This is a genomic window from Glycomyces mayteni (assembly GCF_042428885.1).
In the GTDB taxonomy this organism is placed as follows: Bacteria; Actinomycetota; Actinomycetes; order Mycobacteriales; family Micromonosporaceae; genus Glycomyces; species Glycomyces mayteni.
Window position 1 is genome coordinate 339,262 of the sequence record NZ_JBHMBP010000002.1, and the last position, 26,115, is coordinate 365,376.

25 protein-coding genes and 1 pseudogene are annotated in these 26,115 nt (G+C 72.5%); 14 read left to right on the plus strand and 12 right to left on the minus strand.

Annotated features, from left to right (window positions below):
- The first annotated feature begins 9 nt into the window (after positions 1 to 9).
- The 3 genes from ACFFXY_RS08245 (at position 10) to ACFFXY_RS08255 (ending at position 4,336) form a co-directional block, all read left to right on the plus strand.
- Entirely contained in the window at positions 10 to 423 is a 414-nt protein-coding gene (locus ACFFXY_RS08245) for a VOC family protein (protein ID WP_382348214.1), read from the plus strand.
- 99 nt (positions 424 to 522) lie between these two features.
- On the plus strand, positions 523 to 2,892 hold the full coding sequence (locus ACFFXY_RS08250; RefSeq protein ID WP_382348217.1) for an ATP-binding cassette domain-containing protein: 2,370 nt from the start codon (positions 523 to 525) through the stop codon (positions 2,890 to 2,892).
- Positions 2,893 to 3,082: 190 nt separating this feature from the next.
- Positions 3,083 to 4,336 carry an MFS transporter gene (locus tag ACFFXY_RS08255; protein ID WP_382348220.1) on the plus strand — a complete coding sequence of 418 codons (1,254 nt, stop codon included), beginning with the start codon at positions 3,083 to 3,085 and terminating at the stop codon, positions 4,334 to 4,336.
- A gap of 198 nt (positions 4,337 to 4,534) precedes the next feature.
- On the opposite strand, the gene ACFFXY_RS08260 is transcribed toward ACFFXY_RS08255, so the two are convergent.
- Positions 4,535 to 5,500 carry a helix-turn-helix transcriptional regulator gene (locus ACFFXY_RS08260; protein WP_382348223.1) on the minus strand — a complete coding sequence of 322 codons (966 nt, stop codon included), beginning with the start codon at positions 5,498 to 5,500 and terminating at the stop codon, positions 4,535 to 4,537.
- Positions 5,501 to 5,777: 277 nt separating this feature from the next.
- Between ACFFXY_RS08260 and ACFFXY_RS08265 the strand changes: the two genes are divergently transcribed.
- The 3 genes from ACFFXY_RS08265 to ACFFXY_RS08275 all read left to right on the plus strand — a co-directional run bounded on the left by ACFFXY_RS08265 (position 5,778) and on the right by ACFFXY_RS08275 (position 8,083).
- Complete coding sequence (locus tag ACFFXY_RS08265) at positions 5,778 to 6,449, plus strand: hypothetical protein (protein ID WP_382348226.1); 672 nt, start codon at positions 5,778 to 5,780, stop codon at positions 6,447 to 6,449.
- A gap of 155 nt (positions 6,450 to 6,604) precedes the next feature.
- Positions 6,605 to 7,189 carry a TIGR03086 family metal-binding protein gene (locus ACFFXY_RS08270; protein WP_382348227.1) on the plus strand — a complete coding sequence of 195 codons (585 nt, stop codon included), beginning with the start codon at positions 6,605 to 6,607 and terminating at the stop codon, positions 7,187 to 7,189.
- Positions 7,190 to 7,309: 120 nt separating this feature from the next.
- Positions 7,310 to 8,083 (plus strand): class I SAM-dependent methyltransferase, encoded by a 774-nt coding sequence (locus tag ACFFXY_RS08275; protein ID WP_382348230.1) that lies wholly within the window; start codon positions 7,310 to 7,312, stop codon positions 8,081 to 8,083.
- A 6-nt stretch (positions 8,084 to 8,089) separates the two neighbouring features.
- Here the strand turns inward: ACFFXY_RS08275 and ACFFXY_RS08280 are convergent, their stop codons facing one another.
- On the minus strand, positions 8,090 to 8,794 hold the full coding sequence (locus ACFFXY_RS08280) for an ArsR/SmtB family transcription factor (protein WP_382348233.1): 705 nt from the start codon (positions 8,792 to 8,794) through the stop codon (positions 8,090 to 8,092).
- Between the two features lie 64 nt (positions 8,795 to 8,858).
- Here ACFFXY_RS08280 and ACFFXY_RS08285 point away from each other — a divergent pair, with 64 nt between their 5' ends.
- Together ACFFXY_RS08285 and ACFFXY_RS08290 are read left to right on the plus strand one after the other, a co-directional pair.
- The gene (locus tag ACFFXY_RS08285; RefSeq protein WP_382348236.1) at positions 8,859 to 9,770 is read left to right on the plus strand and encodes a hypothetical protein; all 912 of its coding nucleotides are present in this window, start codon (positions 8,859 to 8,861) and stop codon (positions 9,768 to 9,770) included.
- A gap of 52 nt (positions 9,771 to 9,822) precedes the next feature.
- The gene (locus tag ACFFXY_RS08290; protein ID WP_382348238.1) at positions 9,823 to 10,608 is read left to right on the plus strand and encodes an isocitrate lyase/PEP mutase family protein; all 786 of its coding nucleotides are present in this window, start codon (positions 9,823 to 9,825) and stop codon (positions 10,606 to 10,608) included.
- Here ACFFXY_RS08290 and ACFFXY_RS08295 read toward each other — a convergent pair.
- The 3 genes from ACFFXY_RS08295 to ACFFXY_RS08305 are packed head-to-tail and all read right to left on the minus strand — an operon-like array spanning position 10,580 to position 12,058.
- A complete protein-coding gene (locus ACFFXY_RS08295) occupies positions 10,580 to 10,969 on the minus strand; it encodes a VOC family protein (protein ID WP_382348241.1) in 390 nt (129 codons plus the stop codon). The two genes, ACFFXY_RS08290 and ACFFXY_RS08295, sit on opposite strands and share 29 nt — an antisense overlap.
- Before the next feature lie 36 nt (positions 10,970 to 11,005).
- On the minus strand, positions 11,006 to 11,653 hold the full coding sequence (locus tag ACFFXY_RS08300) for a DUF6518 family protein (protein WP_382348244.1): 648 nt from the start codon (positions 11,651 to 11,653) through the stop codon (positions 11,006 to 11,008).
- A 54-nt stretch (positions 11,654 to 11,707) separates the two neighbouring features.
- Positions 11,708 to 12,058 (minus strand): MerR family transcriptional regulator, encoded by a 351-nt coding sequence (locus ACFFXY_RS08305; RefSeq protein ID WP_382348247.1) that lies wholly within the window; start codon positions 12,056 to 12,058, stop codon positions 11,708 to 11,710.
- Positions 12,059 to 12,134: 76 nt separating this feature from the next.
- Between ACFFXY_RS08305 and ACFFXY_RS08310 the strand changes: the two genes are divergently transcribed.
- Both ACFFXY_RS08310 and ACFFXY_RS08315 read left to right on the plus strand, forming a co-directional pair.
- On the plus strand, positions 12,135 to 12,854 hold the full coding sequence (locus ACFFXY_RS08310) for an SDR family oxidoreductase (RefSeq protein WP_382348250.1): 720 nt from the start codon (positions 12,135 to 12,137) through the stop codon (positions 12,852 to 12,854).
- Between the two features lie 34 nt (positions 12,855 to 12,888).
- Positions 12,889 to 13,626: an AAA family ATPase gene (locus tag ACFFXY_RS08315; RefSeq protein WP_382348253.1), complete on the plus strand. Its 738-nt coding sequence runs from the start codon at positions 12,889 to 12,891 to the stop codon at positions 13,624 to 13,626.
- On the opposite strand, the gene ACFFXY_RS08320 is transcribed toward ACFFXY_RS08315, so the two are convergent.
- The 5 genes from ACFFXY_RS08320 to ACFFXY_RS08340 all read right to left on the minus strand — a co-directional run bounded on the left by ACFFXY_RS08320 (position 13,623) and on the right by ACFFXY_RS08340 (position 18,608).
- Positions 13,623 to 14,480 (minus strand): NAD(P)H-binding protein, encoded by an 858-nt coding sequence (locus ACFFXY_RS08320; protein ID WP_382348256.1) that lies wholly within the window; start codon positions 14,478 to 14,480, stop codon positions 13,623 to 13,625. The genes ACFFXY_RS08315 and ACFFXY_RS08320 overlap by 4 nt on opposite strands.
- Positions 14,481 to 14,586: 106 nt before the next feature.
- The gene (locus ACFFXY_RS08325; RefSeq protein WP_382348259.1) at positions 14,587 to 15,240 is read right to left on the minus strand and encodes a hypothetical protein; all 654 of its coding nucleotides are present in this window, start codon (positions 15,238 to 15,240) and stop codon (positions 14,587 to 14,589) included.
- A complete protein-coding gene (locus ACFFXY_RS08330; RefSeq protein WP_382348262.1) occupies positions 15,240 to 15,851 on the minus strand; it encodes a hypothetical protein in 612 nt (203 codons plus the stop codon). The genes ACFFXY_RS08325 and ACFFXY_RS08330 overlap by 1 nt, the downstream gene beginning before the upstream one ends.
- 176 nt (positions 15,852 to 16,027) lie before the next feature.
- Positions 16,028 to 16,867, minus strand: a complete 840-nt coding sequence (locus ACFFXY_RS08335) for an alpha/beta fold hydrolase (protein WP_382348265.1) — start codon at positions 16,865 to 16,867, stop codon at positions 16,028 to 16,030.
- 226 nt (positions 16,868 to 17,093) lie between these two features.
- A complete protein-coding gene (locus tag ACFFXY_RS08340; RefSeq protein WP_382348268.1) occupies positions 17,094 to 18,608 on the minus strand; it encodes a helix-turn-helix domain-containing protein in 1,515 nt (504 codons plus the stop codon).
- 130 nt (positions 18,609 to 18,738) lie between these two features.
- Here ACFFXY_RS08340 and aceA point away from each other — a divergent pair, with 130 nt between their 5' ends.
- From aceA to ACFFXY_RS08360, 4 genes are all read left to right on the plus strand, one after another.
- Entirely contained in the window at positions 18,739 to 20,052 is a 1,314-nt protein-coding gene (aceA, locus tag ACFFXY_RS08345; protein WP_382348271.1) for an isocitrate lyase, read from the plus strand.
- A gap of 69 nt (positions 20,053 to 20,121) precedes the next feature.
- Positions 20,122 to 21,738 carry a malate synthase A gene (aceB, locus tag ACFFXY_RS08350; RefSeq protein WP_382348274.1) on the plus strand — a complete coding sequence of 539 codons (1,617 nt, stop codon included), beginning with the start codon at positions 20,122 to 20,124 and terminating at the stop codon, positions 21,736 to 21,738.
- A gap of 182 nt (positions 21,739 to 21,920) precedes the next feature.
- Positions 21,921 to 23,429, plus strand: a complete 1,509-nt coding sequence (locus tag ACFFXY_RS08355; RefSeq protein ID WP_382348277.1) for an FAD-dependent monooxygenase — start codon at positions 21,921 to 21,923, stop codon at positions 23,427 to 23,429.
- A 19-nt stretch (positions 23,430 to 23,448) separates the two neighbouring features.
- Positions 23,449 to 24,054 (plus strand): TetR/AcrR family transcriptional regulator, encoded by a 606-nt coding sequence (locus ACFFXY_RS08360; protein ID WP_382348280.1) that lies wholly within the window; start codon positions 23,449 to 23,451, stop codon positions 24,052 to 24,054.
- Here the strand turns inward: ACFFXY_RS08360 and ACFFXY_RS08365 are convergent.
- Positions 24,034 to 25,128: a hypothetical protein gene (locus ACFFXY_RS08365; protein ID WP_382348283.1), complete on the minus strand. Its 1,095-nt coding sequence runs from the start codon at positions 25,126 to 25,128 to the stop codon at positions 24,034 to 24,036. The genes ACFFXY_RS08360 and ACFFXY_RS08365 overlap by 21 nt on opposite strands.
- Positions 25,129 to 25,360: 232 nt before the next feature.
- A pseudogene (locus tag ACFFXY_RS08370) lies at positions 25,361 to 26,056 on the minus strand (FadR/GntR family transcriptional regulator); the annotation flags it as partial.
- Positions 26,057 to 26,115: the final 59 nt, after the last annotated feature.

Below are 26,115 nucleotides of genomic sequence, written 5' to 3' on the forward strand. Positions count from 1 at the left end.
GTTGGTCACATGAGCATCAACCTTTCACAGTGCTTCATCGCCGTCGACGACCACGACAAGGCCATCGCCTTCTACCGGGACGTCCTCGGCATGGAGGTCCGCAACGACGTCGGCTTCGAGGGGATGCGGTGGGTCACCGTCGGCTCCCCCGACCAGCCCGACGTGAACATCGTCCTCGAACCGCCGCTCGCCGACCCGAACGCCTCCCAGGCCGACCGCACCGCCATGAACGAGCTGCTCGCCAAGGGCCTGCTCCGCGGCGTGATCTTCGAGACCGACGACGTCGACGCGACCTTCGAGCGGATCAGCGCCGCGGGGGCCGACGTCCTCCAGGAGCCCATGGACCAGCCGTACGGGGTGCGCGACTGCGCGTTCCGCGACCCGGCCGGGAACATGCTCCGCTTCAACCAGCCCCGCAAGTAGGCGCTTGCCGCTCGCGACGCCCGCGGGACTGTCGCCCGCCGCCGGTAGTCTCGGCGGGGGGCCGCCCCGGCCCCGGAGACAGATGGAGACCACGACACCATGGCCACCGGACACACACCCAACCCGGCCGACGCGCATGACCTGATCCGCGTGCAGGGCGCACGCGAGAACAACCTCAAGGACGTCAGCGTCGACCTGCCCAAGCGCCGCCTCACCGCCTTCACCGGCGTGTCCGGCTCGGGCAAGAGCTCGCTCGTGTTCAGCACGATCGCCGCCGAGTCGCAGCGGCTCATCAACGAGACCTACTCGGCGTTCGTCCAGGGCTTCATGCCCACGCTCGCCCGCCCCGAAGTCGACGTCCTCGACGGCCTGACCACGGCCATCATCGTCGACCAGGAGCGCATGGGCGCGAACATCCGGTCCACCGTCGGCACCGTGACCGACGCGAACGCGCTCCTGCGCATCCTCTTCAGCCGCCTCGGCGACCCGCACATCGGCGGGCCCGGCGCGTTCTCGTTCAACGTCCCGTCGGTGTCCGCCTCCGGCGCGATCACCGTCGAGCGCGGCGGCAAGACCATCGCCGAGAAGGCGAGCTTCAACCGGCTCGGCGGCATGTGCGCCCGCTGCGAGGGCGTCGGCTCGGTCAACGACTTCGACCTCACCGCGCTCTACGACGAGGAGAAGTCCCTCAACGAGTCCGCGATCCTCATCCCCGGCTACTCCATGGACGGCTGGTACGGGCGCATCTACCGCGCCTCCGGGTTCTTCGACCCCGACAAGCCGATCAAGAAGTACAACAAGCGCGAACTGCACGACCTGCTCTACAAGGAGCCCACCAAGATCAAGGCCGAGGGCATCAACGTCACGTTCGAGGGCCTCATCCCGAAGATCCAGAAGTCGATCCTCTCCAAGGACGTCGAGGCGATGCAGCCCCACATCCGCGCGTTCGTGGAGCGGGCCGTCACCTTCCAGACCTGCCCCGAATGCGAGGGCACCCGCCTGGGCCCCGAGGCCCGGTCCTCCAAGATCGACGGCGTCTCGATCGCCGACGCCTGCAAGATGCAGATCTCCGACCTCGCCGCCTGGGTCTCCGGCCTCAAGGACCCCTCCGTCGAGCCGCTCCTCAAGTCTCTGCGCGACCTCCTCGGCTCGTTCGTGGAGATCGGCCTCGGCTACCTCTCCCTCGACCGCCCCTCCGGCACCCTCTCGGGCGGCGAGGCCCAGCGCACCAAGATGATCCGCCACCTCGGGTCCTCGCTCACCGACGTCACGTACGTCTTCGACGAGCCCACCGTGGGCCTCCACCCGCACGACATCGAGCGCATGAACGACCTCCTGCTCCAGCTGCGCGACAAGGGCAACACCGTCCTCGTCGTGGAGCACAAGCCCGAGGCCATCGCCATCGCCGACCACGTCGTGGACCTCGGCCCCGGCGCGGGCACCGACGGCGGCACCGTCCAGTTCGAGGGCACCGTCGCCGACCTCCGCAAATCCGGGACGCTCACCGGCCGCCACCTCGACGACCGCGCGAAGCTCAAGGAGAAGCTCCGCGAGCCCTCCGGGAAGCTCGCGGTGCGCGGCGCGAACGACAACAACCTCCAGGACGTCGACGTGGACATCCCGCTCGGCGTGCTGTGCGTCGTCACCGGCGTCGCCGGGTCCGGGAAGTCCTCCCTCATCCACGGCTCCGTCGCCGGCCGGGACGGCGTCGTCGCGATCGACCAGGGCGCCATCAAGGGCTCGCGCCGCTCCAACCCCGCGACCTACACCGGCCTGCTCGACCCGATCCGCAAGGCCTTCGCCAAGGCCAACGGCGTCAAGCCCGCCCTGTTCAGCGCCAACTCCGAGGGCGCCTGCCCCACCTGCAACGGCGCGGGCGTCGTCTACATGGACCTCGGCATCATGGCGTCGGTCTCCACCACCTGCGAAGACTGCGAAGGGAAGCGGTTCCAGGCCGCGGTCCTGGAGTACAAGCTCGGCGGGCGCGACATCAGCGAAGTCCTCGGCATGTCCGTCGCCCAGGCCGCGGCGTTCTTCGCCGACGGCGAGGCGAAGGTCCCCGCGGCGCACAAGATCGTGCAGCGCCTCAACGACGTCGGCCTCGGCTACATCAAGATCGGCCAGCCGCTCACCACCCTCTCCGGCGGCGAGCGCCAGCGCCTCAAGCTCGCCACCCACCTCGGGGAGAAGGGCGGCGTCTACATCCTCGACGAGCCGACCACCGGCCTCCACCTCGCCGACGTCGAGAACCTCCTCGGGCTCCTCGACCGGCTCGTGGAGTCCGGGAAGTCCGTGATCGTCATCGAGCACCACCAGGCGGTCATGGCCCACGCCGACTGGATCATCGACCTCGGCCCCGGCGCGGGCCACGACGGCGGCAAGATCGTCTTCGAGGGCACCCCCGCCGACCTGGTGCGGCAGAAGCAGACGCTCACCGGCAAGCACCTCGCGGAGTACACGGGCGCCTAGGGCCGTCCCGCGGATCGGGCCCGATCCGCAGGACGACCCCGCCGGGCGGAGCCCGCCCGGGACACCCTGCGTTCGCCTCGCCGGGCGGGCCGGAGCGCACTGTGCTCCGGCCCGCCCGGCTTCGTTGTGAGCCAGCTAACCGCACTTCACTGACGCGTTTTGTCAGTGGACCTGCCGCATCCTCTTCCCCATGACGACCATCGCCCAGGCCGCCCGCCCTGCTGTGCTGCCGCCCCGCAACCGCGCCGAGCGCCTGCTCCTGCCCGCCACGTTCATCACCAGCCTCGGCAACGGCGTCCAGCTCGTCGCCGCCGCCGTCCTCGTCTTCACGACCGGGCAGAGCGCGCTGGCGGTCGGCTGGCTGTACATCCTCGTCTCGGTCCCGCCCGCGCTGCTGTCGCTGTGGTTCGGCTCGATCGCCGACCGCTTCGACCGGCGCACGCTCTGTCTTGTCGCGGACCTCGCGAGCGCCGTCGCGGCGGCGTTCCTGCCGGTGTGGATCATCGCCGGGGGCGATCCGGGGCCGGTGGCGTACGGGACGGCGTTCGCGCTGTCGCTGCTGTCGGCGATGTTCACGCCCGCGGGCGGCGCGCTCATCAAGGAGCGCGTGCACCCGGCGCGGACGGCGGTGTTCAGCGCGCACTACGAGATCGCGATGCAGCTCGGGCTGCTCCTGTCGGCGGCGCTCGGGGGCATCCTGATCCACTACGTGGGGACCACGCCGCTGTTCATGTTCAACGGCGTCACGTTTCTCGCCTCGGCGGTCGCGTTGTGGGCCATGCGCAAAGCCCCGGCGCGGACCGGCGCTGCGGAGCGCGCGGCGGCGGACGACGGGGTGCCTGGCGCGCCGCTGCTGCGGCTGGGCCTGCTGTACGCGTGCGGGCAGATGCTCATCATGGTCAGCAACACGACGCTGATCGTCCTCGTCTACGACGCGTTCGACCGGGGCGCGGGGGTGTACGGGATCGTCGATGCGCTTGCGGGCCTTGGCTTCTGCGTGGCGGCGGCGCTGTTCCCGCGGGTGGGGGCGCGTTTCGGGGAGTTCCGTGCGGCGGTCGTCGGGGGCGTGGGGTGCGCGCTCATGTCGTTCGTGCTGCCGCTGCATCTGGCGGTGCTGCTGCTCGCGGTGCCTCCGGCGGCGTTCATGGTCGGCATGTCGCGGGTCGGCCTGCGCTCGATCCTGCTCCGCTCCGTGCCCGAGCGCCGCGCCGGGCGCCTCTTCGGCGCGGTGAACGCTGCTGGCCTGGGCCTGAGCGCGGCGATGACGGTCCTGGTCGCCGCGGTCGCCGACGCCACCCACATCCGCTACGGCTTCTACCTCCTCGGCGCGGTCTGCGCCGTGGCGATGACGGTCGTGGCGTTCTCCTTGCGCGGCAAGGTGAAGGACGCTCTGCGCCCCGCGCCCGGGAGTGTCGCGAACGAGCGCCCCCCGATGCAACAGTGACACCGGGGTCCGACAGCGAGGTCTGGCGCCGCGGCTCGACGCCATGGTCTGACAGCGGGGTCCGACAGCGGGCCGTCCGTTCCCCGGGGTCGGGTGTGGCGGGCGCTGGGCCCCCGGCACAAGGGTGACACCGGGGTCCGACAGTGCGGCGTCGCCTCGGTCCGGGTTCGGCCCGCCGAACCCGGACCGAGGCGCGGATTACTTGTGGAGGTCGAGGGCCGCTTGCGCCCGTTCGCGTATCATGGTGCGGAGGGTGGGGGGTTCGAGGACTTCGACTCCGGCGAGTTTCATGAGGTCGCCGGAGGCGACCCATTCGGTCTCGATGGGGATGGTGGCGACGGCCCAGTCGTGTTCGTCGCGGTCGGCTTTGGCGATGGCGGCGACGGTGTCGGCATCGAGGTGGTCGGGGGCGCGTTCGACGGCTTCGGGGGAGAAGCGGACCACGGCTTCGCCGCGGTAGCGGCGGGCGTCGAAGGCGGTGAGGTTGTCGGCCCACCAGGCGGCGAGGTCGAAGTCGTCGGGGCGCTCGAAGGGCGTGTCGGTCTTGCTGCCCGCCAGCAGGTTCGCGACCTTGTACGGCAGGACCGGCCCCGTCCCCTGCGAGGCCGCGAGGTACCAGCGGCCGCCCTTGAGGACGAGCCCCAGCGGCCGGAGCACCCGCTCGACCTCGCGCGGCTCCTTCCATCGCCGGTACCGGACTTTCAGCTCGCGCTGCTCCCACGCCGCGTTCGCGACCGTCGCAAGCATCGGCACCGTCTCCGACCGCTGGAACCACGCCACGACGTCGAGGTGGAACAGCCGCCGCGCCCGCTCGGCCCGGTCCCGCTGCTGCGGCGAGAGCGCCGCCGAGAGCTTCAGCTCCAGGGCCGCGAGCTCGGTCTGGAGGCCGAGGTCCGTGGCGGCCTGCGGCACGCCCGTGAGGACGAGCGCCTCCGCCTCGGTCTCGGTGACGCCGGTCAGCCGGGTCCGGTAGCCCTCCACGAGCCGGTAGCCGCCCTCGTGGCCGCTCTCCCCGTAGATCGGGATGCCCGCGGCCGCGAGCGCCTCCGCGTCGCGGTAGACGGTGCGCACGGACACGCCGAGCTCCGCCGCGAGCGCGTCGGCGGTCATCCGCCCGCGCTGTTGGAGCAGCAGCATCATCGACACCAGGCGGCCAGCACGCATACGGCAAGTATGCGCACAGGTCCGACATCCCCGCGCCGGGCCGCCGAACGGCACGTGCAGGCCAGTGGCCCGCCGGATCGGGACGCCGCCGCAGAGGTTCTCCGGTCCGGCGTCCCTCCGGCCTGGGGACGCCGCCCCGCGTCCGATACCGCCTCCTGCCGCGGTGCGGCGGGGTTTCGATGAAACTCCTTCGACGGCTGGGGGAGTGCATAGAGTCCGGTGCGGCGACGGCCCCGGTCCGCTGTGGACCGGGGCGCCGACGACATCAGGGAGCACCATGGCGAACGCACGACCCGTCCGATCCGTCCGACTGCGCTTTCCGGAGCTGCTGCGCCGCCCCGACCGGCTGGGGCGCCTCGCGGCTGCGGCGGCCGCCGTGCCGATGGCGGCGTTCGTGGGCGCCGCGGGGGCGTCCGCGGCCGCGCCCGGGCAGCTCGACGCCGTCCCGGACGTCGACGTGGCCGCGGTCGGCCTCGCGGGCAGCGCCGAGCTGAGTCTCCTCGCCACGGGCGACGAGCGGTACGAGACCGGCAGGCTGAAGGGCACCGCCGATCTCGGCGTGCCGAGCCCGGAGGGGTACTCGGCGGTCGACAACCTGTTCCTTCACCGCAAGAAGGGATCGGGCGGCGACTTCGGGAACGTCGACGTCATGCTCGGCCCGGACCGCGGCGAGAGCCTGTTCCCCGGCGACGAGCCGGCGATCTTCGACTTCGCGACGGGCCTGACGTTCGAGGTGGCGAGGCTCCCGTACGGGGGCGAGAGCGGCGGCGACCCGATCACGCTGGTCACGGACCCGTTCGTGCTCGAACCGGTGGCCGTCGCGGAGGAGTTCCCGCCGGTGGGCCAGGCGTACCGGCTGGAGGACTCGGTCGGGGTCTTCCAGGAGACCGGGGCGGGCGAGTACGAGCAGGTCGGTCTGCTCGAAGCGTTCGACGTGACCGTGAAGTAGGCGGCAGGGGAGCGGCCGGGCGGTCCTCCGCCCGGCCGCTCCGCGTGCCGGGAAAAATCCCGGACCTCTATTGGAATGGAACGTTCCCTTCTGTTATACTGGAACCATGAGGCGGTCCGATCCCCGGGCCGGACCAGAACGCGAAGGGACGCGACATGACCACCACCGAATGGGCCCTGCTGGCCGAGGCCCACACCGCGCTGCTCGACGTCGTCAAGGGCGTCAAGGCTGACGACTGGAACCGCCCCACCCCCTGCTCGGAGTGGACGGTCGCGCAGGTCCTCCAGCACGCGGTCGGCGACCAGCTCGGCTTCGCCGCGGCCATCACCGGCGGCGAGGGCCCCTCGTGGAACCCGTTCGCGCCCACCGGCGAGCCGATCGAGGACCCGGTGGCGTTCACCGCCGCCGCGCTCGACGCCGCCGCGGCCGCCTGGGCCACCGTCGCCGAGGACGCCGCCGAAGTCCCGGTCCCGGTGCCCCCGAACACGCTCGACGCCGTGACCGGGGTCGGCGCCTGCGCCCTCGACGCGGCCGTCCACGCCTGGGACATCGCCGTCGCCACCGGCCAGCCGCAGCCGCTGTCCCAGTGGGCCGCAGGGGAGATCATCACCGCCGCGAAGCAGATCGTGGAGCCGCTGCGCGCCTGGGGCGCCTACGCGCCCGTCGTGGAGGGCCCCGCAGGCGACCAGGTCGCCGAGCTGCTGCGCTACCTCGGCCGCGACCCCCAGTGGGCCGCCTGACCCGGAACCCCCGCAGGGCCGCGGCGATGCCGCGGCCCTGTTCCGTCCCCATTTCTCCCTTGCCCCGCAGCCGCGCGCGCTCTAGGCTCACACCCACGCACCACGACGGGAGACCCCTCGATGACGCAGACCCGCAGCGCCGACTGGGACTACGGCGAACTCTCCGCCCGCGTCTACGAGCTCGACAAGCCCGTCGGCAAGTCCCTCAACGGGGACGTGGAGTTCTACACGCGCCGCCTCGCCGGGACCGAGGGCGACATCCTCGAACCGGCCGTCGGCACCGGGCGCATGCTCGTGCCCCTGCTCCGCCTGGGGCTCAACGCCACCGGCTACGACACGTCGGCGCACATGCTCAGCATCTGCCGCCGCAACCTCGACGAGGCCGGGCTCGGCGCCGACGTGTTCATCGGCGACATGACCTCCTACGTCAAACCCGGCGCGTACGAAGCGGTCCTGGTCCCCACCGGCTCGATCGTGCTCCTGCCCGACCGGTCCGCCGCCGTCGAGGCCCTGCGCCTCATGCATGCGAGCCTGCGCCCCGGCGGGCGCCTCTTCGTGGACCTCCCGCCCTCGCACCACTTCACCGACCCCGGGCCGCTGCGCCACTGGGAGGACGGCGACGACCTGCTCACCTTGCAGACCATGCACGTCGACGTGGACGCCCTGCGCCAGCGCGTCGTCCGCTGGCTCCGCTACGAGCTGTGGCGCAAGGGCCGCCTGGTCGAGACGCAGCTCCAGAACAGCGGCCTCCTGTGCTTCGAGGTCGAGGAGTTCCTCCAGGTCCTCCACGAGGCCGGGTTCGCCGACATCAAGGTGTACGGGGGCTACGACGAGGACGCCGCGCCCGGCGCCGACGCCTCGATCTGGACCTTCGAGGCCCTCAGCACCGACTGACGCGGGCTACCGCAGCGCCGCGGCGTCGAGGCCGAGCAGCCCCTCAAGCGCCGCCGCGCCCGCGTCCGTGAGCCGCACGGCCCGCGTCGACCCGATCCGGCGGACCCAGCCCGATTCGAGGAACCGGGCGCACACGGCCGCGCCCGCGAGCCCCGCGAGGTGGCCGCGCCGCTCCGTCCAGTCCAGGCACTCCTTGGCCGCCGGGCGGCGGCTGCGCGGCCACGCCGCGGTGTCCGCGCCCAGGTCGGCCATCCACCGGTGTCCCTTGTCGCTCAACGCGAACCCCGAGTCGCGGTCGATGAGGCCGCGGCCGGCCATCGCGTCGGTGACCGCGACGCCGAGCCTGCCCGCGAGGTGGTCGTAGCAGGTGCGCCCGCGCGCCAGCGCCGCCGACGCGGTGGACGCCCGCAGGCCCGTCGGCGCGGCCGCCGGGAAGTGCCCCGCGAGCGATTCGACGAGCGCCGCGGTCTCGGGGTCCGCGAGCTGCACGTACCGGTGGCGGCCCTGCCTGCGCTCGGTGCACAGCCCCGAGCCCACGAGCCGGTGCAGGTGCCCCGTGGCCGTCGGCGCGGACACGCCCGCGAGCCGCGCGAGCTCCCCCGCGGTCCACGCGCGCCCGTCGAGGAGCGCGACGCAGAACACGGCCCGCGTCGGGTCCGAGAGCACCGCCGCGACCTCCGCCAGCCTGGCCCCCTGCGCGCGATCGGTCATGCCCCGATTGTGCCCCCGCGACACTTCGGCGCCCACCGAACCGTCCCGGGCCTACCGTCGCCGCATGATCTCGTTCGGCGCCGACCGCGCCCCCGAACTGCTCGCCGACCCGGGCCTCGTCCCGCCGCCCGCCGGGCCCGGCCCGAGCGGCGGCCTCGCCTGGCTGCGCGCGGGCGTGGCCCGCTTCGCCTCCGGCGAGGCGCACGCCCGGCGGCGCGCGCTGGCCGCAGACCTGTTGGGGCCCATGGACCTCGACGTGCTGCGCCTGCGCGCCGAGATCCTGGCCTGCATCGCGTTGGAGGACGCTCCGCTCGACGTCATGGACCGCATCGCCCGCGACGTGCCGGTCCGCGTCCTCGCCGAAGCCCTCGACGCCCCCGGGATCGACCCGGCCGCCGTCCGCACCATCGCCGCCGCCTACCCCGCCGGCGACGCCGCGCCCGGAACCGACGAGGCCGTCGCGGCCCTGGTCGCGGCATTCGGCGGCGTCCCCGACGAGCCCACCGCCGCCCGGATCGGCCTCCTCGTCCAGGCCTGCGAGGCGACCGCGGCGCTCATCGGCGGCACCCTCGCCGCGGGCGCGGGGCTCAGCCCCGACGCCATCGCGGCCCGGCTCCGCGACGACCCGCCCGTCAGCGCCACCTTCCGAACCGCCACGATCCGAACCGCCACCACCGGCACCGCCGCGGTCAGCACGGCCGCAACCGCAGTCGCGGGCCTCGCACCCGGCGAGGCGGTCCGCATCGAGCTCGACGGCGCCGTCCCGTTCGGCGCGGGCCCGCACGCCTGCCCCGGCCGCCCTCAGGCCCTCGCCATCGCGACCGGCGTCTGCGAAGCGCTGCAACGCGTCCCGCCGCCCGCCGGGCCCGTCGCGTACGAACCGCTCCCGAACCTGCGCCTCCCCGCGGCGATCCGTGTGGAAGCACCACCGCGGGAACGCGACCGTGAGCAGACCACCGTGGAAAAACCACGCTGAGAAGATCACGCTGAGAAAACCACCGTGAGCAGACCACTGTGAAGAGGCAACCGTGACGTTCCAGGACTTCGCCGCCGCCCACCGCGGCCGGCGCCCGCTCGTGCTCCCCAACGCCTGGGACCACGCCTCCGCGGCCGCGCTCGCCGCCGCCGGATTCGCCGCGATCGGCACCACCAGCCTCGGCGTCGCCGCCGCCCACGGCCTGCCCGACGGCGCGGGCGCCACCCGCGACCAGACCGTCGCGCTCGCCCGCAGCCTCGCGCCGCTCCCGGCGCTCGTCACCGTCGACATCGAAGGCGGCTTCAGCGACGACCCCGACGAGGTCGCCGCGCTCGCCGCGGACCTCACCGGTCTCGGCATCGTCGGCGTCAACCTCGAAGACGGCCGAGCCGACGGCACCCTCCGCGACCCCGGGCACCACGCCGCCCTCGTTGCGGCCGTGAAGGACCGCTGCCCGAACCTGTTCGTGAACGCCCGCACCGACCCGTACTGGACCGGTGCCGACGATCCATTGGCGACCTCGCTCGCCCGCGCCGCACGCTACGTCGCGGCGGGCGCCGACGGCGTCTTCGTCCCGGGCGCGAGGGCCGAGGACGACGTCCGCGCCCTCGCCTCCGGCATCGACGCCCCGCTCAACCTCCTCTACGCGCCGGGCGGCCTCGGCATCGACCGGCTCGCCGCCCTCGGGGTCGCGAGAGTGAGCACCGGCTCCCTCCTCTACCGATCCGCCCTGACGGCGGCGGTCCGCACGGCGGGCCTGATCGGAGCGGGGGAGCCGGTGACGAGGGACTGCATGACCTACGCCGAGGTCACAGCGTTGCGAGCTCCTCGGGGGTGAACGCCCGCAGGATGCAGAACTCGTTGCCCGCCGGGTCGTTCATGACGATCCACGACGACGAGTCGTCCTGCCCGACGTCGGCCCGCTTGGCGCCCAAGGACTCCGCCCGCGCGACCTCCGCGGCCTGGTCGTCGGGGCGCAGGTCCAGGTGCAGGCGGTTCTTCACCGACTTGCCCTCGGGGACCTTGATGAACAGGATGTCGGGGGAGACGCCGTCCTGCGGGCTGCCCAGCGGCGGCTCCAGCACGACCTCCTTCTCCGTGTCGTGGGTGACGCGCCACCCCAGCAGCTCGGCCCACCAGGGGCCCAGCTCCCGCGGGTCGGCGCAGTCGACGATGATGCACTGCCATTGCAAACTCATCGCGCCACACTAGAGCGCATTCGCCGCAATGTCGAGCTAACTTCCGAAACCCGCCAGCGAGAACCCCGCGAACCCCAGCGCCGCAAGCGGAACCGCGACCGCCAGCGCCGCCAGCCGCCTGAGCCGCGTGCGGCCCAGCAGCACGATCAGCACCAGCCCGAGCACCGTCATGACGACCGCCGTCGCCACCCCGTCCGCCCGGTACTGCGCCTCCTCGTCCGACAGGCGCCGCAGCAGCACCCCCGCCTCCGCGAAGCACACCGCGCCCAGCGCCGCGAGCCCCGCCGTGGCCCGCCACGGGACCGCCGAGCGCGACCACGCGCCGAACGTCCCGAACACCGTCCCCGCGAGCACCCCGAACCCCATCCACACCAGCGAGGTCGCCGCCCACAGGTTCGCCAGGTCGTCGTTCTGGATCAGCGTGGCCGCCACGTAGTACGCCGCGACCGCCACCACCAGCAGCACCGTCCCCGCCACCGCCGGACGCCACCGGCCCGTCCGCACCCACGCGCCGATCCCGAACGCCCCGACCGCCCACACCGCGCTCGAATTCGCCAGGTTCGCCCACGGGTACGCGAACTCCCGCTGCGCGACCAGGTCCAGCGCGCCGAGCGCGATCCCGCCGAGCACGGCGACGACGAGGAGCAGCGGCCACCGCGGGGCGGCAGAAGGCGAGTCCGACATGCGCGGAAGTATGCCACGCGCCGAACCCGCCCCCATCTGGGGGATACCCGGTATTCAGTCGGTCCGGGGTCCCTCGATGAAGTCGAGCATCGCCTCGAAGCGCGCCTTCGTCGCCGCGGCCGCCCGGAACTCCGCCTCGACCCGCGCGTACTCCTCCCGGATCACCGACTGCTGCTCGGGCGTGACCTCGTCGGCGCTCCGGCACCGCCGCAGCTTCACGATCGCCCGGCTCGGCAGCCCGTTCGCGAGCATCAGGCGAATCCACCGGACCTGCTCGACCGCGTCGGCCGGGTAGACGCGCTGGCCGCTCGCGGTGCGCTCGGGGTGCAGGAGGCCCTGCTCCTCGTAGTACCTGAGGGCGCGCACCGTCGCGCCCGTCGTCTCGGCCAGCTCTCCGATGCGCATCCGCGTCCTCTCTCGCTGTGGCTTCCGCCACCGTCGCTTGCCCCTGACGCCGACGTGAGGTCTTAGCTTCGACCGCATGGACATCAAAGGATCAATCGCTTTCGTCACCGGCGCCAACCGCGGCATGGGCCGCCATTTCGCCCGGCAACTTCTGGAACGCGGCGCGGCCAAGGTCTATGCCGGTTCCCGCCGCCTCGAATCCCTCGACCTCCCCGGCGTCGAGCCCGTGCGCCTCGACATCACCGACCCGGCCTCGGTCGCGGCCGCCGCGGCGACGGCCGCAGACGCGACGATCCTCGTGAACAACGCGGGGATCGCCACGTTCGCGAACCTCGTCCACGGCCCCGAGGACGCGGTCCGCCGCGAGATGGAGACGAACTTCTTCGGGACGCTGAACATGGTGCGCGCCTTCGCACCCGTGCTCGGCGCGAACGGCGGCGGCGCGATCCTCAACATCCTGTCGGTCCTGTCGTGGCGCTCCCCGGGGATGGGCCACGCCTACGCGGCGGCCAAGGCCGCCTCGTGGAGCCTCACCAACGGCGCCCGCCTCGAACTCGCCGCCCAGGGGACGCAGGTCGTCGGCCTCCACGTCGCCGGCGTCGACACCGACATGCTCAAGGACATCCCCGCGGACAAGAGCGACCCCGCCGACATCGCCCGCGCGGGCCTCGACGGCATCGAGTCCGGCGCCCTCGAAGTCCTCGCCGACCAGGTCACCGTGGACTTCAAGGCGATGCTCAACGCCGATCCGAGCGTGCTCTACCCCGAACTCGCCGCGGCGCGCCCCGCGTCCTAGCATGTACGCCGTCGTGCGAACGGGGTGAGCGGGAATGCTGGTGGAACGCGTCAGGATCGACGGCGGGATCGACGAGTCCCAGTGGCCGTTCACGCTGGAGCCGGTCCGGTCCCTCGCGAACGGGGGACTGGAGCTGACGCGGCCGGTGACGTTCCTGGTCGGCGAGAACGGGTCCGGCAAGTCCACCATCGTCGAGGCGATCGCCGAGGGCTTCGGCCTCGACTCGCACGGCGGCCGGGCGGGCCGCAAGTACGCCAACGACCGCGAGGGGACCGTCCTCGGGGAGGCGGTCACCCTCGACTACACGCGGGCCGGGTCGCGGATGCAGACCGGCCCGCGGGCGAAGAAGCGGGGCTTCTTCCTGCGGGCCGAGACCGCGTTCGGGCTGCTCAACTTCGTGAGCGGGATGCCCGGGTACTGGGAGGAGAACGTCGCCGAGATGAGCCACGGCGAGGGCTTCCTCACCGTCCTGGAGGCGATGTTCGCCGAACCGGGCCTGTACCTCATGGACGAGCCCGAAGCGGCGCTGTCGTTCACGTCCTGCCTGCGCCTGGTCGCGCTCATGCACCACCTCGGCGAGATCGGCGCGCAGGTCGTGTGCGCGACCCACTCGCCGATCCTCGCGTCCACCCCCGGCGCCGACATCGTCGAGGTCGGCGAGCACGGCCTCGAACGCGTCGCGTGGGAGGACCTGGAGCTCACCGCCCACTGGCGCAGGTACATGGCCGACCCCGGCTCGTACCTGCGCCACCTCGTCGGCGACGAGGGCTAGGCGGACCAGACCCCGGTCTTCGCGGTCTCAGCGGCCCAGTCGGCGAAGCGGACCGGCTCGCGGCCCAGGACGCGCGCGACGCCGTCGGTGGTCGCGGACATCGCGCCGCCGCGCATGAACTCGTACATGAGGTTGAGGAACATGACCAGGTCCTCGGGGAGGCCCGCGGCGCGCAGGCCCGCGTCGTGCTCCTCCGGGGTCTCGTCCCGGAACGCCACCGGTTTGCCCGAGGCGGCGGCGACCGCGGCCATGGCGTCGGCCATCGAGAGGGACTCGGGGCCGCTCAGCTCGTAGACGCGCCCGGCGTGGCCGTCCTCGGTGAGGACCGCGGCGGCCACCGCGGCGATGTCGGCGACGGCGATCAGCGGCTCCGTCGTGTCGGCCAGCGGCAGCGCCAGCTCTCCGGCGAGCACGGACGGGAAGTAGTCGCCCTCGCTGAAGTTCTCGTTGAAGTTGTTGGGCTGCAAGACCGTCCACTCGACGCCCGACGCCTGCACGGCCTCCTGGGCCGCGTACATGCCGATCGCCTCCGGGCCGACCCCGGCGACCGCCGCCAGGTCCTGGACCCTGCGGCCCGACTGGGCGACGACGCGGCGCGCGCCCGCCTTCACCGCGGCGGCGACGAACGCGTCGGCGGGGAACGGGTGGTCCGGCGCGATGATGTAGACCGCGGCGACGCCCTCCAAGGCGGCGTCCCAAGTGGACTCGTCGGTCCAGTCGAGGGGGATCGGGGTGCTGCGGGAGACCGCGCGCACGTCGTGCCCGCCCTCGCGCAGGATCTCGGTGAGGCGGCGGCCCACTTTGCCCGTGGCGCCGGTGACGAGGATGGTTCCGGTGGTGGTGTGTTCGCTCATGGGACCAGTCAACCGCGGATGCCGTAGCGGATGAATGGCCGTGGAGCCACGTTCGATGCGCGATCGTCCACGGACCGGGGGCGGCGCCCCCGGCCCGCGGACGCGGTCAGCCCGCCGCTATGGCCTCGATGGCGGCGTTCGCCTGCGCGAACTCCTTCATGGCCGATTCGATCCACGGCAGCGGCGCCGGTTCGAGCGCGGCCCGCTGCATGTAGGCGAGCCCCGCCTCGATCGAGCGGCCGAATTCGAGGCTCGGCTCCGGCTGCGGGTCGCCGTAGACCTTGCCGGACTCCGGATCGACCCAGGTGAAGCCCTTGTAGAAGACGCCGCCTTCCTTGTCGATGAGCTTCGCGGCCGAGAAGAACGCCGCGGCGGCCTCGGCGCGCAGCTCCTCGGCGAGCTTCTCGTCCTTCGTCAGGTCCGCCTGCGCGAGGAGCGTCTGGCCCTGCCCGAGCTGCCCGTAGAAGGAGACGCGCTCGCCCGGGTTCACCGCGAAGTCCTCGAACTCGAAGAGCCCCAGGCACACCCAGCAGTCCTTGGGCCACCACTTGCGCGGGCCCTCGACCGGGACCTCCCACTCGGGGCAGACCCGCTCGACCATGCCGTCCTCGTCGACCACGAAGTAGCAGTGCCTGAACGTCCCGCCGCCCGCCTGGGCCGGGGCCTGCGCGAACAGCACCGACGAGAGCACGAGCGCGAGCGCGGCGACGGTGCCCGCGGCGAGCCGGGCCGTGCGGCGCAGCATCGTTCCGGTGCCCATCACGCGGCCGCCAGTTCGGACAGGTCCTCGTACGCGGCGTCGAACTCCTTCAGGGCCCCTTCGATGTCGGGCTCCTTCCCGAGGGTGTTCTGGAGGATCCTGACGCCCTCGACCATCGCGTACCCGGCCGCGACGCCGGGATCGGGCTGCGGGTCGCCGAGGTACTTGCCGTTGACCGGGTCGACCCAGACGAAGCCGTCGAAGGCGATCTCGTACTTCGACACGGCCTCGGCCGCGGCGAGGAACTGGCCGCCCGCCTCGGCGCGGAGCTGCTCGGCGAGCTTCTCGTCGTCGGCGAGGTGGGACTCGGCGAGGAGGCCGAGACCCTTGCCGAAGCGCTCGTTGAACTCGAAGCGCGCGGCCGGGTCCACATAGTCCTTCCAGAAGTCGAAGGAGGGCAGGCAGACCCAGCAGTCCGGCGGCCACCACTTGCGGTTGCCCTCGACGGGGACCTTGACGGGCACGCAGATGAGGTCGAGGGGGTCGTCGGTGCGGGTGTCGGGGAAGCAGATCTCGACCCAGTACCCGCCCGCCTGGGCGGGCGCGGGGACGAAGACGAGCGCGGAGACGGCGAGCGTCACCGCGATCATGAGGCGTTTGACGAGGCTCATGGCACTCCTTGGGGGAAGGGTGGATTGCCGCCTCAGTATGGAGTCGCCGTCAGGTGACCGTGGGTACACGCTGTTGCGCGCGACCGGAACCGGAGTGTCCGATGAGGATCAGCGACCGGTTCGGCCGCGTTTGCCGGGCCGTCCCGGCCGCAAAGATGGCACGCGGTGTGCCAGGGTCAGGCCAGGCCCGCCAGGATCGCGGCGAACGGCCCGGGGCGGACGAGGACGCCCGTGTGGCTCGATGCGAGGGTGTGGACGTCGAACACGTTGTCCGGGGTGAGCGCGTCGGCCTCCTTGATGAAGAGGTCCTGGAGCTCGATCGGGATCGACAGGTCGCGCGTCAGCCGCACGTAGCTGCGCGGGATGCGGCCCCAGGTCGCGGCGTCCGCGCGGTCCTCCGGGCCGCCCGCGTCGCGGCTCTCGTCGGGGGTGAGCGTCGAGAGGAGCACGCGGAACTCGTCGTCGGTGCCGTCGGCGAGCATCGCCTCCTTGAGCGCCCCGAGCTGCGCCGGGTCGGCGGTGCGCCAGTTCATCCGCACCGCGCCCACGCGGGCCGGGTTCGCCGCGGCCACGCCCGCGGCCCGGTCGAGGACGCTCCCGGCGTTCTCGGGGCGGGCCACGTACTCGCGCGGCGTGTGCTCGACGCAGCACCACGCCGAGGCGTAGACGATCCGGTCGAGCAGGTCCGGGCGGCGGTTCGCGACGGCCGTGAGGGTCACGCCGCCGCGGCTGTGCGCCACGGCGACGACGGGCCCGTGCTCCTTGGCGCGCTCCAGGACCGCGACGACATGGTCGACGTTCTCCCCGAGCCCGACCCCGTCGAGGTTCGACGCCGCCACGGCCAGCTCCGCCGCGTCCTGGGTCTGGTACGCGGACGGCACGCCCGCCCCGAACCCGTGCCCCGGCAGGTCCACCGCGAGCGAGCGGTGCCCGAGGAGCGCCAGCTCCCGCATGAGCGGGGCCCAGGAGAACGAGTTGGCGTTGGAACCGTGGAGGAGGACGAACGTCGGTGTCATGGCGCTCATGATTGCAAAGACATCGATACCGCGGTGCCCCCGGAGGGCCCGGAATGTGAACGGAGGGTCCCGGCAAATCGGACATCGATGGGCCCCCGGTCTCAACCCTGCCCCAGGGGTACGACAGTCGGGCGACGGGCGACGGGCGACGGGCGGAAAGCGGGCACGGCGAACGGAGGGGGGTGCGAGGTCCCCTGGTTCAACGATGCCTCGGGGGTACGACAGTTCAGGGACGCGAGTGCCTTTCGAGGAACTGGTAGACCTCGGTCTCGTCCACGCCCGGGAAGGAGCCCAGGGGCATCGCGGCGAGCTGGGAGCTGGCGGCGCGGGCGGTCGGCCAGACCTGGCCCGCCCAGGTGCGCGCGAGGTTGCGGGGCGGGTTGCGGCAGCAGTCCGGGTCGGGGCAGCGGGAGACCGAGCGGGCCTTGGTCTCCTTGCCGCGGAACCACTTCGCCGACTCGTAGGGGACGCCGATCGACAGCGAGAACAGCCCGTCGGCGCTGCGCTCGGTCCGCGCCGTGCACCAGTACGTGCCCGTCGCCGTGTCCGTGAACTGGTTGAACGCGTTGAACTTGTCCGGCACGTCGAACACCTGGCGGCTCGTCCAGTACCGGCAGATCGACTGCCCCTCGATCGCGCCCGTCGGGTCCGCCGGGAACGCCACGTCGTCGTTCTCGTACGCCTTGAAGATGATCCCGGACTTGTGGACCTTCTGGAAATGCGTCCTGATCCCCAGGTGGTGCGTCGCCAGGTTCGTGAAGCGGTGCGCCGCCGCCTCGTACGAGACCGCGAAGTTGTCGCGCAGGTCCTCGACCGCGACCTCCTTGTCCGACATGGCCCCCCGCAGGAACGCCACCGCGCTCGACTCCGGGATCAGCAGCGCCGCCGCGAGGTAGTTCGTGGACACGCGCTGGCCCAGGAACTCCAGGTACGTGCGCGGCACCTCGTGCTCCAGGACGTAGCTCGCGAGGGCCTGGAGCAGGACCGTGCGCGGGTCGTGCGAGCCCGTGCCGACCTGCGTCAGGTAGATGCGGCGGTGCTTGAGGTCGGTGACCGAGCGCGTCGAGTGCGGCAGGTCGTCCACGTGGTGCAGCGTGAACCGCAGGTGCGCCGCGAGGTCGGCGATCTGGTGCTGCGAGAGCGGCCCGCCCGCGTAGTCGACCTTGCCCAGCAGCGTGCGGGCCTCGGCCTCGATGTCGGCGAAGTAGTTGTCCTTGTCGCGCATCCGCCGCCGCAGCTCCGTGTTCGCGCGCCGCGCTTCCTCCGGGGTCGCCGTGTGCAGGTTGACCTGCCGGTCCACCTCGCGGTGGAGCCCGACGAGGGCCTCCAGGGCCTCGGTGGGGATGCGGCTCGACGGCTTGACGGACGGCAGGCCGAGCGAGCGGTACTGGCCGCTGCGCTGGGCCCGTTCGAGCTCGATCTCCAGGGCCACGCGCCGGTTCGGGGGCTCGGCGCCGAGGAGCTCGTCCGAAGAAACGCCGAACGCCTTCGCGAGCGCCCGGAGCATCGACAGCTTCGGCTCCTTCTTCCCGTTCTCGATGAGCGAGAGCTGCGAGGGCGCGGCGCCGACGGCCGCGCCGAGGTCCTCCAGGCTCATCTCCCGCTGTTTGCGCAGGTGCCGGATCTGCTTGCCGAGGCTGATCAGGTCGACCGAGACGTCGTCGGCGGCCAGTTCGGCGGCCTCGGCGGCGCCCCAGGGGCGGTGCGGGGCCTCGGCGGGGCGAGGCGGCAGGTTCGTCATTTCCCCAGTATCGCGAAGAAACGCGAATCTTTCTACTCCGAACCCCTGATGCGTGCCCGCGATCGATGAAAGATTGCTGTTACCTGCAAGTAATGACCGCTGCGGCGGTCCCGACTTCCCGGAGCCGACGATGTCCGACAGCAAGCGCGACCCGATCGACACGCAACTCGCCGCCGAGCGCCTCGCCATCGAGTGGGCCTCCGACCCCCGCTGGGCCGACACCGCCCGCGACTACAGCGCCGCCGACGTCGTCCGCCTCCGCGGCCGCGTCACCGAGGAGCACACCCTCGCCCGCCGCGGCGCGGAGCGCCTCTGGTCCCGGCTCACCGAGGACGCCGCCACCGGCGGGTACACCCACGCGCTCGGCGCGATGACCGGCGGCCAGGCCGTCGAGCAGGTCAAGGCCGGCCTGCACGCGATCTACCTGTCCGGCTGGCAGGTCGCCGCCGACGCGAACCTCGCGGGCCAGACCTACCCCGACCAGTCGCTGTACCCCGCGAACTCCGTCCCGCAGGTGGTGCGCCGCATCAACAACGCGCTCATGCGCGCCGACCAGATCGAGGCCGCCGAGGGCGTCCAGTCCGTGGACGACTGGCTCGTGCCGATCGTCGCCGACGCCGAAGCGGGCTTCGGCGGGCCCCTCAACGCCTTCGAGCTCATGAAGGGCATGATCGCCGCCGGCGCCGCGGGCGTCCACTGGGAGGACCAGCTCGCCTCCGAGAAGAAGTGCGGCCACCTCGGCGGCAAGGTCCTCATCCCCACCTCGCAGCACGTCAGGACCCTGAACGCCGCGCGGCTCGCCGCCGACGTCGAGGACGTCCCCAGCGTCATCGTGGCCCGCACCGACGCCGAGGCCGCCACGCTCCTCACCTCCGACGTGGACGAGCGGGACCGCCGCTTCCTCACCGGCGAGCGCACCGCCGAGGGCTACTACCGCGTCGAGAACGGCATCGAGTCGTGCATCGCCCGCGGCCTCGCCTACGCGCCCTACGCGGACCTGCTGTGGATGGAGACCGGCACGCCCGACCTCGCCGCCGCCCGCGCCTTCGCCGAGGCGATCAAGGCCGAGCGCCCCGACCAGATGCTCGCCTACAACTGCTCGCCCTCGTTCAACTGGAAGCGCCACCTGGACGACGACACGATCGCGAAGTTCCAGCGCGAGCTCGGCTCGATGGGCTTCACGTTCCAGTTCATCACCCTCGCCGGGTTCCACGCGCTCAACCACTCCATGTTCGACCTCGCCCACGGCTACGCCCGCGAGGGCATGACCGCGTACGTCGACCTCCAGGAGCGCGAGTTCGCCGCCGAGGAACTGGGGTACACCGCCACCAAGCACCAGCGCGAGGTCGGCACCGGCTACTTCGACCTCGTCACGTCCGCGCTCAACCCGAACGCCGCCACACTGGCGCTCGCCGGCTCCACCGAGCAGGGACAATTCCACTAGCTGCCCAGCGACCCAGTCCGTTCGGGCGGGGCCGACGCCGGTCCCGCCCAGCCACACAAGGAGTACTCAGTGGTCATCGATTCCCAGACCCGCACCGACGCGGGGATCACGGTCAACGGGCCCCGCGTCGCGCGCGAGGACGAGGTCCTCACGCCCGAGGCGCTGTCCTTCGTCGCCGCGCTGCACCGCAGGTTCGCGCCCCGCCGCCAGGAGATCCTCCAGGCCCGCCAGGAGCGCCGCGCCCGCATCGCCAACGGCGCCGACCCCGGCTTCCTCCCCGAGACCGCCGACGTGCGCGACGACTTCTCCTGGAGCGTCGCGACCCTCGCCCCCGGCCTGGAGGACCGCCGCGTCGAGATCACCGGCCCCTGCGACCGGAAGATGACGATCAACGCGCTCAACTCGGGCGCGAAGTGCTGGATGGCCGACCTGGAGGACTCCTCCACCCCCAACTGGCACAACGTGGTCGACGCCCAGGTGAACCTCCGCGACGCCATCGAGCGGCGCATCGACTTCACCTCCGAGCAGGGCAAGGAGTACCGCCTGACGGGGGAGTCCCTGACCGACCTGCCGACGATCATCGTGCGCCCCCGCGGCTGGCACCTCGCCGAACTGCACCTGCGCGTCGACGGCCTGCCCGTCGCCGGGTCCCTCGTGGACTTCGGCCTGTACTTCTTCCACAACGCGCACCGGCTCCTCGAACTGGGCCGCGGGCCCTACTTCTACCTGCCGAAGCTCGAATCGCATCTCGAAGCGCGCCTGTGGAACGACGTGTTCGACACCGCCCAGGACCTCCTCGGAATCCCGCGCGGCACGATCAGGGCCACCGTCCTCATCGAGACGATCACCGCCGCGTTCGAGATGGAGGAGATCCTCTACGAGCTGCGCCGCCACTCCTCGGGCCTGAACGCCGGCCGCTGGGACTACATCTTCTCGGTCATCAAGAACTTCCGCGAGCGCGGCGCCCGCTTCGTGCTCCCCGACCGCGACCAGGTCACCATGACCGCGCCGTTCATGCGCGCCTACACCGAGCTGCTCGTGCGGACCTGCCACCGGCGCAGCGCCTCCGCGATCGGCGGCATGGCCGCGTTCATCCCCTCCCGCAAGGACCCCGAGGCCAACGCGATCGCGCTGGAGAAGGTCCGCGCCGACAAGACCCGCGAGGCCGACGACGGCTTCGACGGCTCCTGGGTCGCCCACCCCGACCTCGTGCCCGTCGCCATGGAGGTCTTCGACGAGACCCTCGGCGGCCTCCCGAACCAGATCGACAAGCAGCGCGAGGACGTCGTCCCGAACGCGGCCGCGCTCCTCGACGTCGCCGCCACGCCCGGGGAGATCACCGAGGCCGGCATCCGCAAGAACCTCGAAGTGGGCGTGCGCTACATCGAGTCGTGGCTGCGCGGCGTCGGCGCCGCGGCGATCGACAACCTCATGGAGGACGCCGCGACCGCCGAGATCTCGCGCTCGCAGGTCTGGCAGTGGATCAACGCCGGATCGAAGACCGACGAGGGCCGCACCGTGACCCGCGAGTGGGTCGGGCAGCTCCTCAAGGACGAGTTCGCCTCGCTCCGGCGCTTCGACGGCGACCGCTTCGACGACGCCCTGTCGGTCTTCACCGAGTGCGCGCTGGGCGAGGACTACCCGACGTTCCTCACCCTGCCCGCGTACACCCGGTTCCTCATCTGAGGACCGACTCCCCCGGCCGACCCCGCCTGCTGGCGCGCGGGGTCGGCCGCCCCCCGGGGAGTCAAGAATATATATCGACATCGATGCAATAGCCTCCTCGATTTGACAAGTGGGCGCTTGCCCACTAATAATGGGCACGCGGTCACTATCGATCGCGGCATCGATTGCGATGGGGAGTGCCCATGGAGGCTTCAGCGGCGACCGAGGTCGTCATCGTCGGCGCCGGACCGGTCGGGCTCACGCTCGCCTGCGACCTCGCCCGCCGGGGCGTAGGCGTGCGGATCGTGGAGCGCGCCAGGCGGTTCCAGGTCGGGACCCGGGCCCGCGGCGTGCGCGGGCGCACCCAGGAGGTCTTCGAGGACCTCGGGGTGCTCGACGCCCTGCGCGGGCACGCGGAGGCGCCGCTGCCCTCGCGCTTCTACGACAAGGACGGCAACACGGTGCGCGAGGCCGTCATGTACGACGCCCCGCCGGTGCCCGGAGCGCCCTACCCCGGGAGCCTCATGGCCGGTCAGCACCACACCGAAGCCGTCCTGCGCGAACGCCTTGCCTCGCACGGGATCGCGGTGGAGCTCGGGTGCGAGTTCACCGGCTACGCGGAGGACGGCGAGGGCGTCACCGCGGTCCTGCGGTCTGTCGGCGGGCGCGAGGAGGTGCGGGCGCGGTACGTCGTCGGCTGCGACGGCGCCGGGAGCACCGTGCGCAAGCGGGCCGGGATCAGCTTCCTCGGCGAGACCTGGGAGCGGCAGCGGATGCTGTTCGGGAACCTGACGGCCGACGGGCTGGACGACTCGGTCGCGCACCTGTGGGCCGAGGGCCCCGGCGGGATGCTCAGCCTCGCGCCGATGCCCAGGAGCGGCACATGGTTCTTCACCGCGCCGCTCCCCGCGGACGGCGGCGGCGAGCCGGTCTCGGTGGAGGCCTTCGCGAAGCTCTTCGCCGAGCGGACCGGCCTGTCCGGCGTCGCCTTCCGCGACCCGGTCTACCTCTCGGTGTACCAGGTGAACATCCGCATGGTCGACCGCTACCGGGCCGGTCGCGTCCTGCTCGCGGGCGACGCCGCGCACGTCCACCCGCCCGCCGGGGGACAGGGCATGAACACCGGCGTCCAGGACGCCTACAACCTCGGCTGGAAGCTCGCCCGCGTCCTGCGCGGCGCGCCCGAGTCCCTCCTGGACACCTACGAGGAGGAGCGGATGCCGGTGGCCCGCCACGTCCTCGACACGACCACCGCCCGCGGCCGGCACTGGGCCGCCTCCGGTCCCGCGCAGGTCGCCGACCGCATGGTGGGCGCGTTCCAGGGCAAGGACCCCTTCAGCGACGTCAGCGGCCTCGGCGTCCACTACCGCGGCTCCAGCCTCGCCCGCCAACTCGACGAGTCGATCGGCGTCCGCGCGGGCGACCGCGCCCCCGACGCGCACGCCGACGCCGGCACGGGGGAGCGGGTGCGCCTCTTCGACCTGTTCCGCGGCACGCACTTCACGCTGCTGCTCTTCGGGAACCGGCCTGCACCCGATACGCCCGCGGAGGTCCGCGTGCACCGGATCGCCGGGGACGAGGCGGCGCGGCGGTACGGCGTCGAGGGCGACGGCCTCGTGCTCGTGCGCCCCGACGGGTACGTCGCGCTCGCGGGAGGCGCGTGGGACGACCGGTCGGTCGCGGACTACCTTGCACTCCTGGCGGTAGAGTGAGCCGCCTGGAGGAGGACCCATGCCGACCGGTATCGCCATGCACGACGCGCGGGAGCGGCTGCTCGCCGCCGCCGAACGGGTCCTGCTGCGCGACGGCCAGAACGCGCTGACCAGCCGCTCTGTCACCGAGGAGGCCGGGGTCGCCAAAGGCGTGCTGCACCGCCACTTCGCCGACTTCGACGACTTCCTGGCCGAGCTGGTGTGCACCCGCATCGCCATGGCCGAGCACGAGATCGGCGCCCTCCAAGGTTCCGCCCCGCTCGTCGCGAACCTCGCCGACGCCCTCACCAGCGTCTTCACGCCCGTGAATCTGGGCCTGGTCAAGGCCGTGATCGCCCGCGACGGGCTGCGCTCGCGCCTGCGCGCCACGACCCCGCAGGGCCTGCCGATCCTCAACGAGGCCAGCGCCGCCCTCGCCGCCTACCTCGACGCGGAGCGCCGCGTCGGGCGGCTGCGGCCCGACGCGGACCCGCGCACGCTCGCGATGGGCCTGGTCGGGACCGGGCACCTGCTGTTCGCGGGGGAGCACGGCGGCCTGCCCGACGCCGCGGCGGTGCGGGAGGTCGTCGCGTCGATCGTCGTCGGGGCCGAGCCCGGCCCGCGCTTACGGCTCGTCGCGCAGTAAGGCGTGCGCCGCCTCGACGGCGAGTTCGGCCTCTGCGGTGGCGGCCGCGTAGTGGAGGCGGCGCATCGAGCGGATCGCGGAGCGGATCTCCTGGAGGTAGCCGCTCGCGGTGTGCGCCTTGCGGAAGTGCGGTTCGGGGAGGACGGCGGGGTCGATGCCGACGGTGTCGATCGCGACGCCGTACGGGAGTCCCATGTGGGCGATGGCGTCGCAGTGCTGGAAGGCCGTGTACGGCGCGGAGGTGACGACGAGGACGCTGTCGCCGGGCGCGAGGTCGGCGACCTCGTCGGCCCAGAAGCGGCAGGTGTCGACGGTGTCGGCGCGGCGGCGGTCGGGGATGGAGGAGGGGGCGGCGACGGCGCGCACGGACATGGGCCCGTGCTCGTAGGTCGCCACCTTCCAGGACCGGCCCGGTTCGCGGTGGGGGTCGCCGCCTTCGGCGATGTGCGGGCGGCCCTCGATGCCGAAGGCCCGCTTGAGGGACGCCTCGATGGCGTCGATCTCGAACGCGCCGCAGTGGAGCCCGCTGAGGCGGGCCGACTCCAGGTCCGCGTCGCCGAGGGGCCGGAAGCCGCCGACGCCGGTGACGTGGTCGGCGCTCGTGCCTGCGGCGAGGATCTCGGCAGCGAAGCGGGTGCGGAACAGGCAGGAGGCGACGAGTCCGCCGAGGACCAGCACGTGCGTGTAGTGCTCCAGGCGCGGTTTGAGTTCGGCGCCGAGGCCCAGGGCCAGTGCGGCGTCGGTGACGGCGGCCTCCTGCTCGGGGGCGAGCGGTTGCGGCTCGGTCTCGTGGCGTTCGCGTCCGGCCCGGAAGTCCCAGTGGACGGCGGAGAACGCTTCGAGGTAGGCGAGGTCGGTCGCGGTGCCGGTGCCCGGGAGGGAGCCGCCGTAGCGGCGCAGGAGGGCGGCCATGGGTGCGGATTCGACCCAGGCGGCGACGTCGTCGAGGAGCGGGCGGGGGGCGGAGCCCCGGCCGTCGTAGTGCGGCAATCGCACTGGTGCGAACTCGGGCATGGCTAGTCCGATCTGCGGTGGAGTCGCGGCCTTGTGAGCCGTGGTGTCTTTGGGGCTCATGCTAATCGGTTACTGCGTGTACTTCTCTGTTCAGACCAGGCGAAACGCCGTGTCGTCGCCCAAACACGCCGGTGGGATGAGCCGAGTGGTGCGCGCGCGGCGTGGGGTTGCCGACCGCGCGTGGGGTGGTGCTGGTGTGCGGTGGGCGAACACGGGTCCGCCCTTGTCCCTTGGAAGGCGCTGTCAGGCGCTCCCGAGGTTGCCTCGGGCTCGCTCTGGGTGGGGGTAACCGGGGGAGCATCGCTGTGCGGACTTCGGCGAGGAGCCGCCGCATGGCGGTCTCGGCGTCCTGGGAGCGCCCGGCGGCGACGGCGGCGGCGACGGCGTCGTGCAGGTCGAGGGCCTCGGGGACGGGCCGGTGGGGCATGAGGCCGAGCTGGGTGCGGCCGCGCAGGACGGCGGCGACGGGGTCGGCGAGGGCGCCGAACATCTCGTTGCCGCTGGCGCGCAGGAGGAGTTCGTGGAACTCGACGTCGCGTTCCATGAACTCGGTGAGTTCGGCGGCTTCGCCGAGGCGGCGCAGGAGGGCGGCGAGTTCGACGACGCGGGCCCGCTGGGGTGCGGTGGCGGCGCGGGCGGCGGCTCCGGCGGCGAGGGGTTCGACGGCGATGCGCAGCTCGGTGAGGGTGCGCAGTTGCGCGCCGCGGCCGGGTCCGGCCAGGCGCCACCAGATCACCTTGGGGTCGAAGACGTTCCAGTCGGCGATGGGGCGCACGGTGATGCCGACGCGGCGGCGGGAGCGGACCAGGCCCATGCTCTCCAGGACGCGCATGGCCTCGCGGGCGACGGTGCGGGAGACGCCGAACCGCTCCTGGATGCCGTCGAGGGTGAGCACGTGCCCGTCCGGCAGCTCGCCGGAGGCGATCTCCAGCCCGAGCTTGTCGAGCACGGGATCATGGAGGCCCGTGGGGTTTCGCGTGTCGCCCATGTCGGAATCCTATCCGGGCGCGGGTTGCGCCGCGGAACGAATGGTGTTACCTTTCCGGC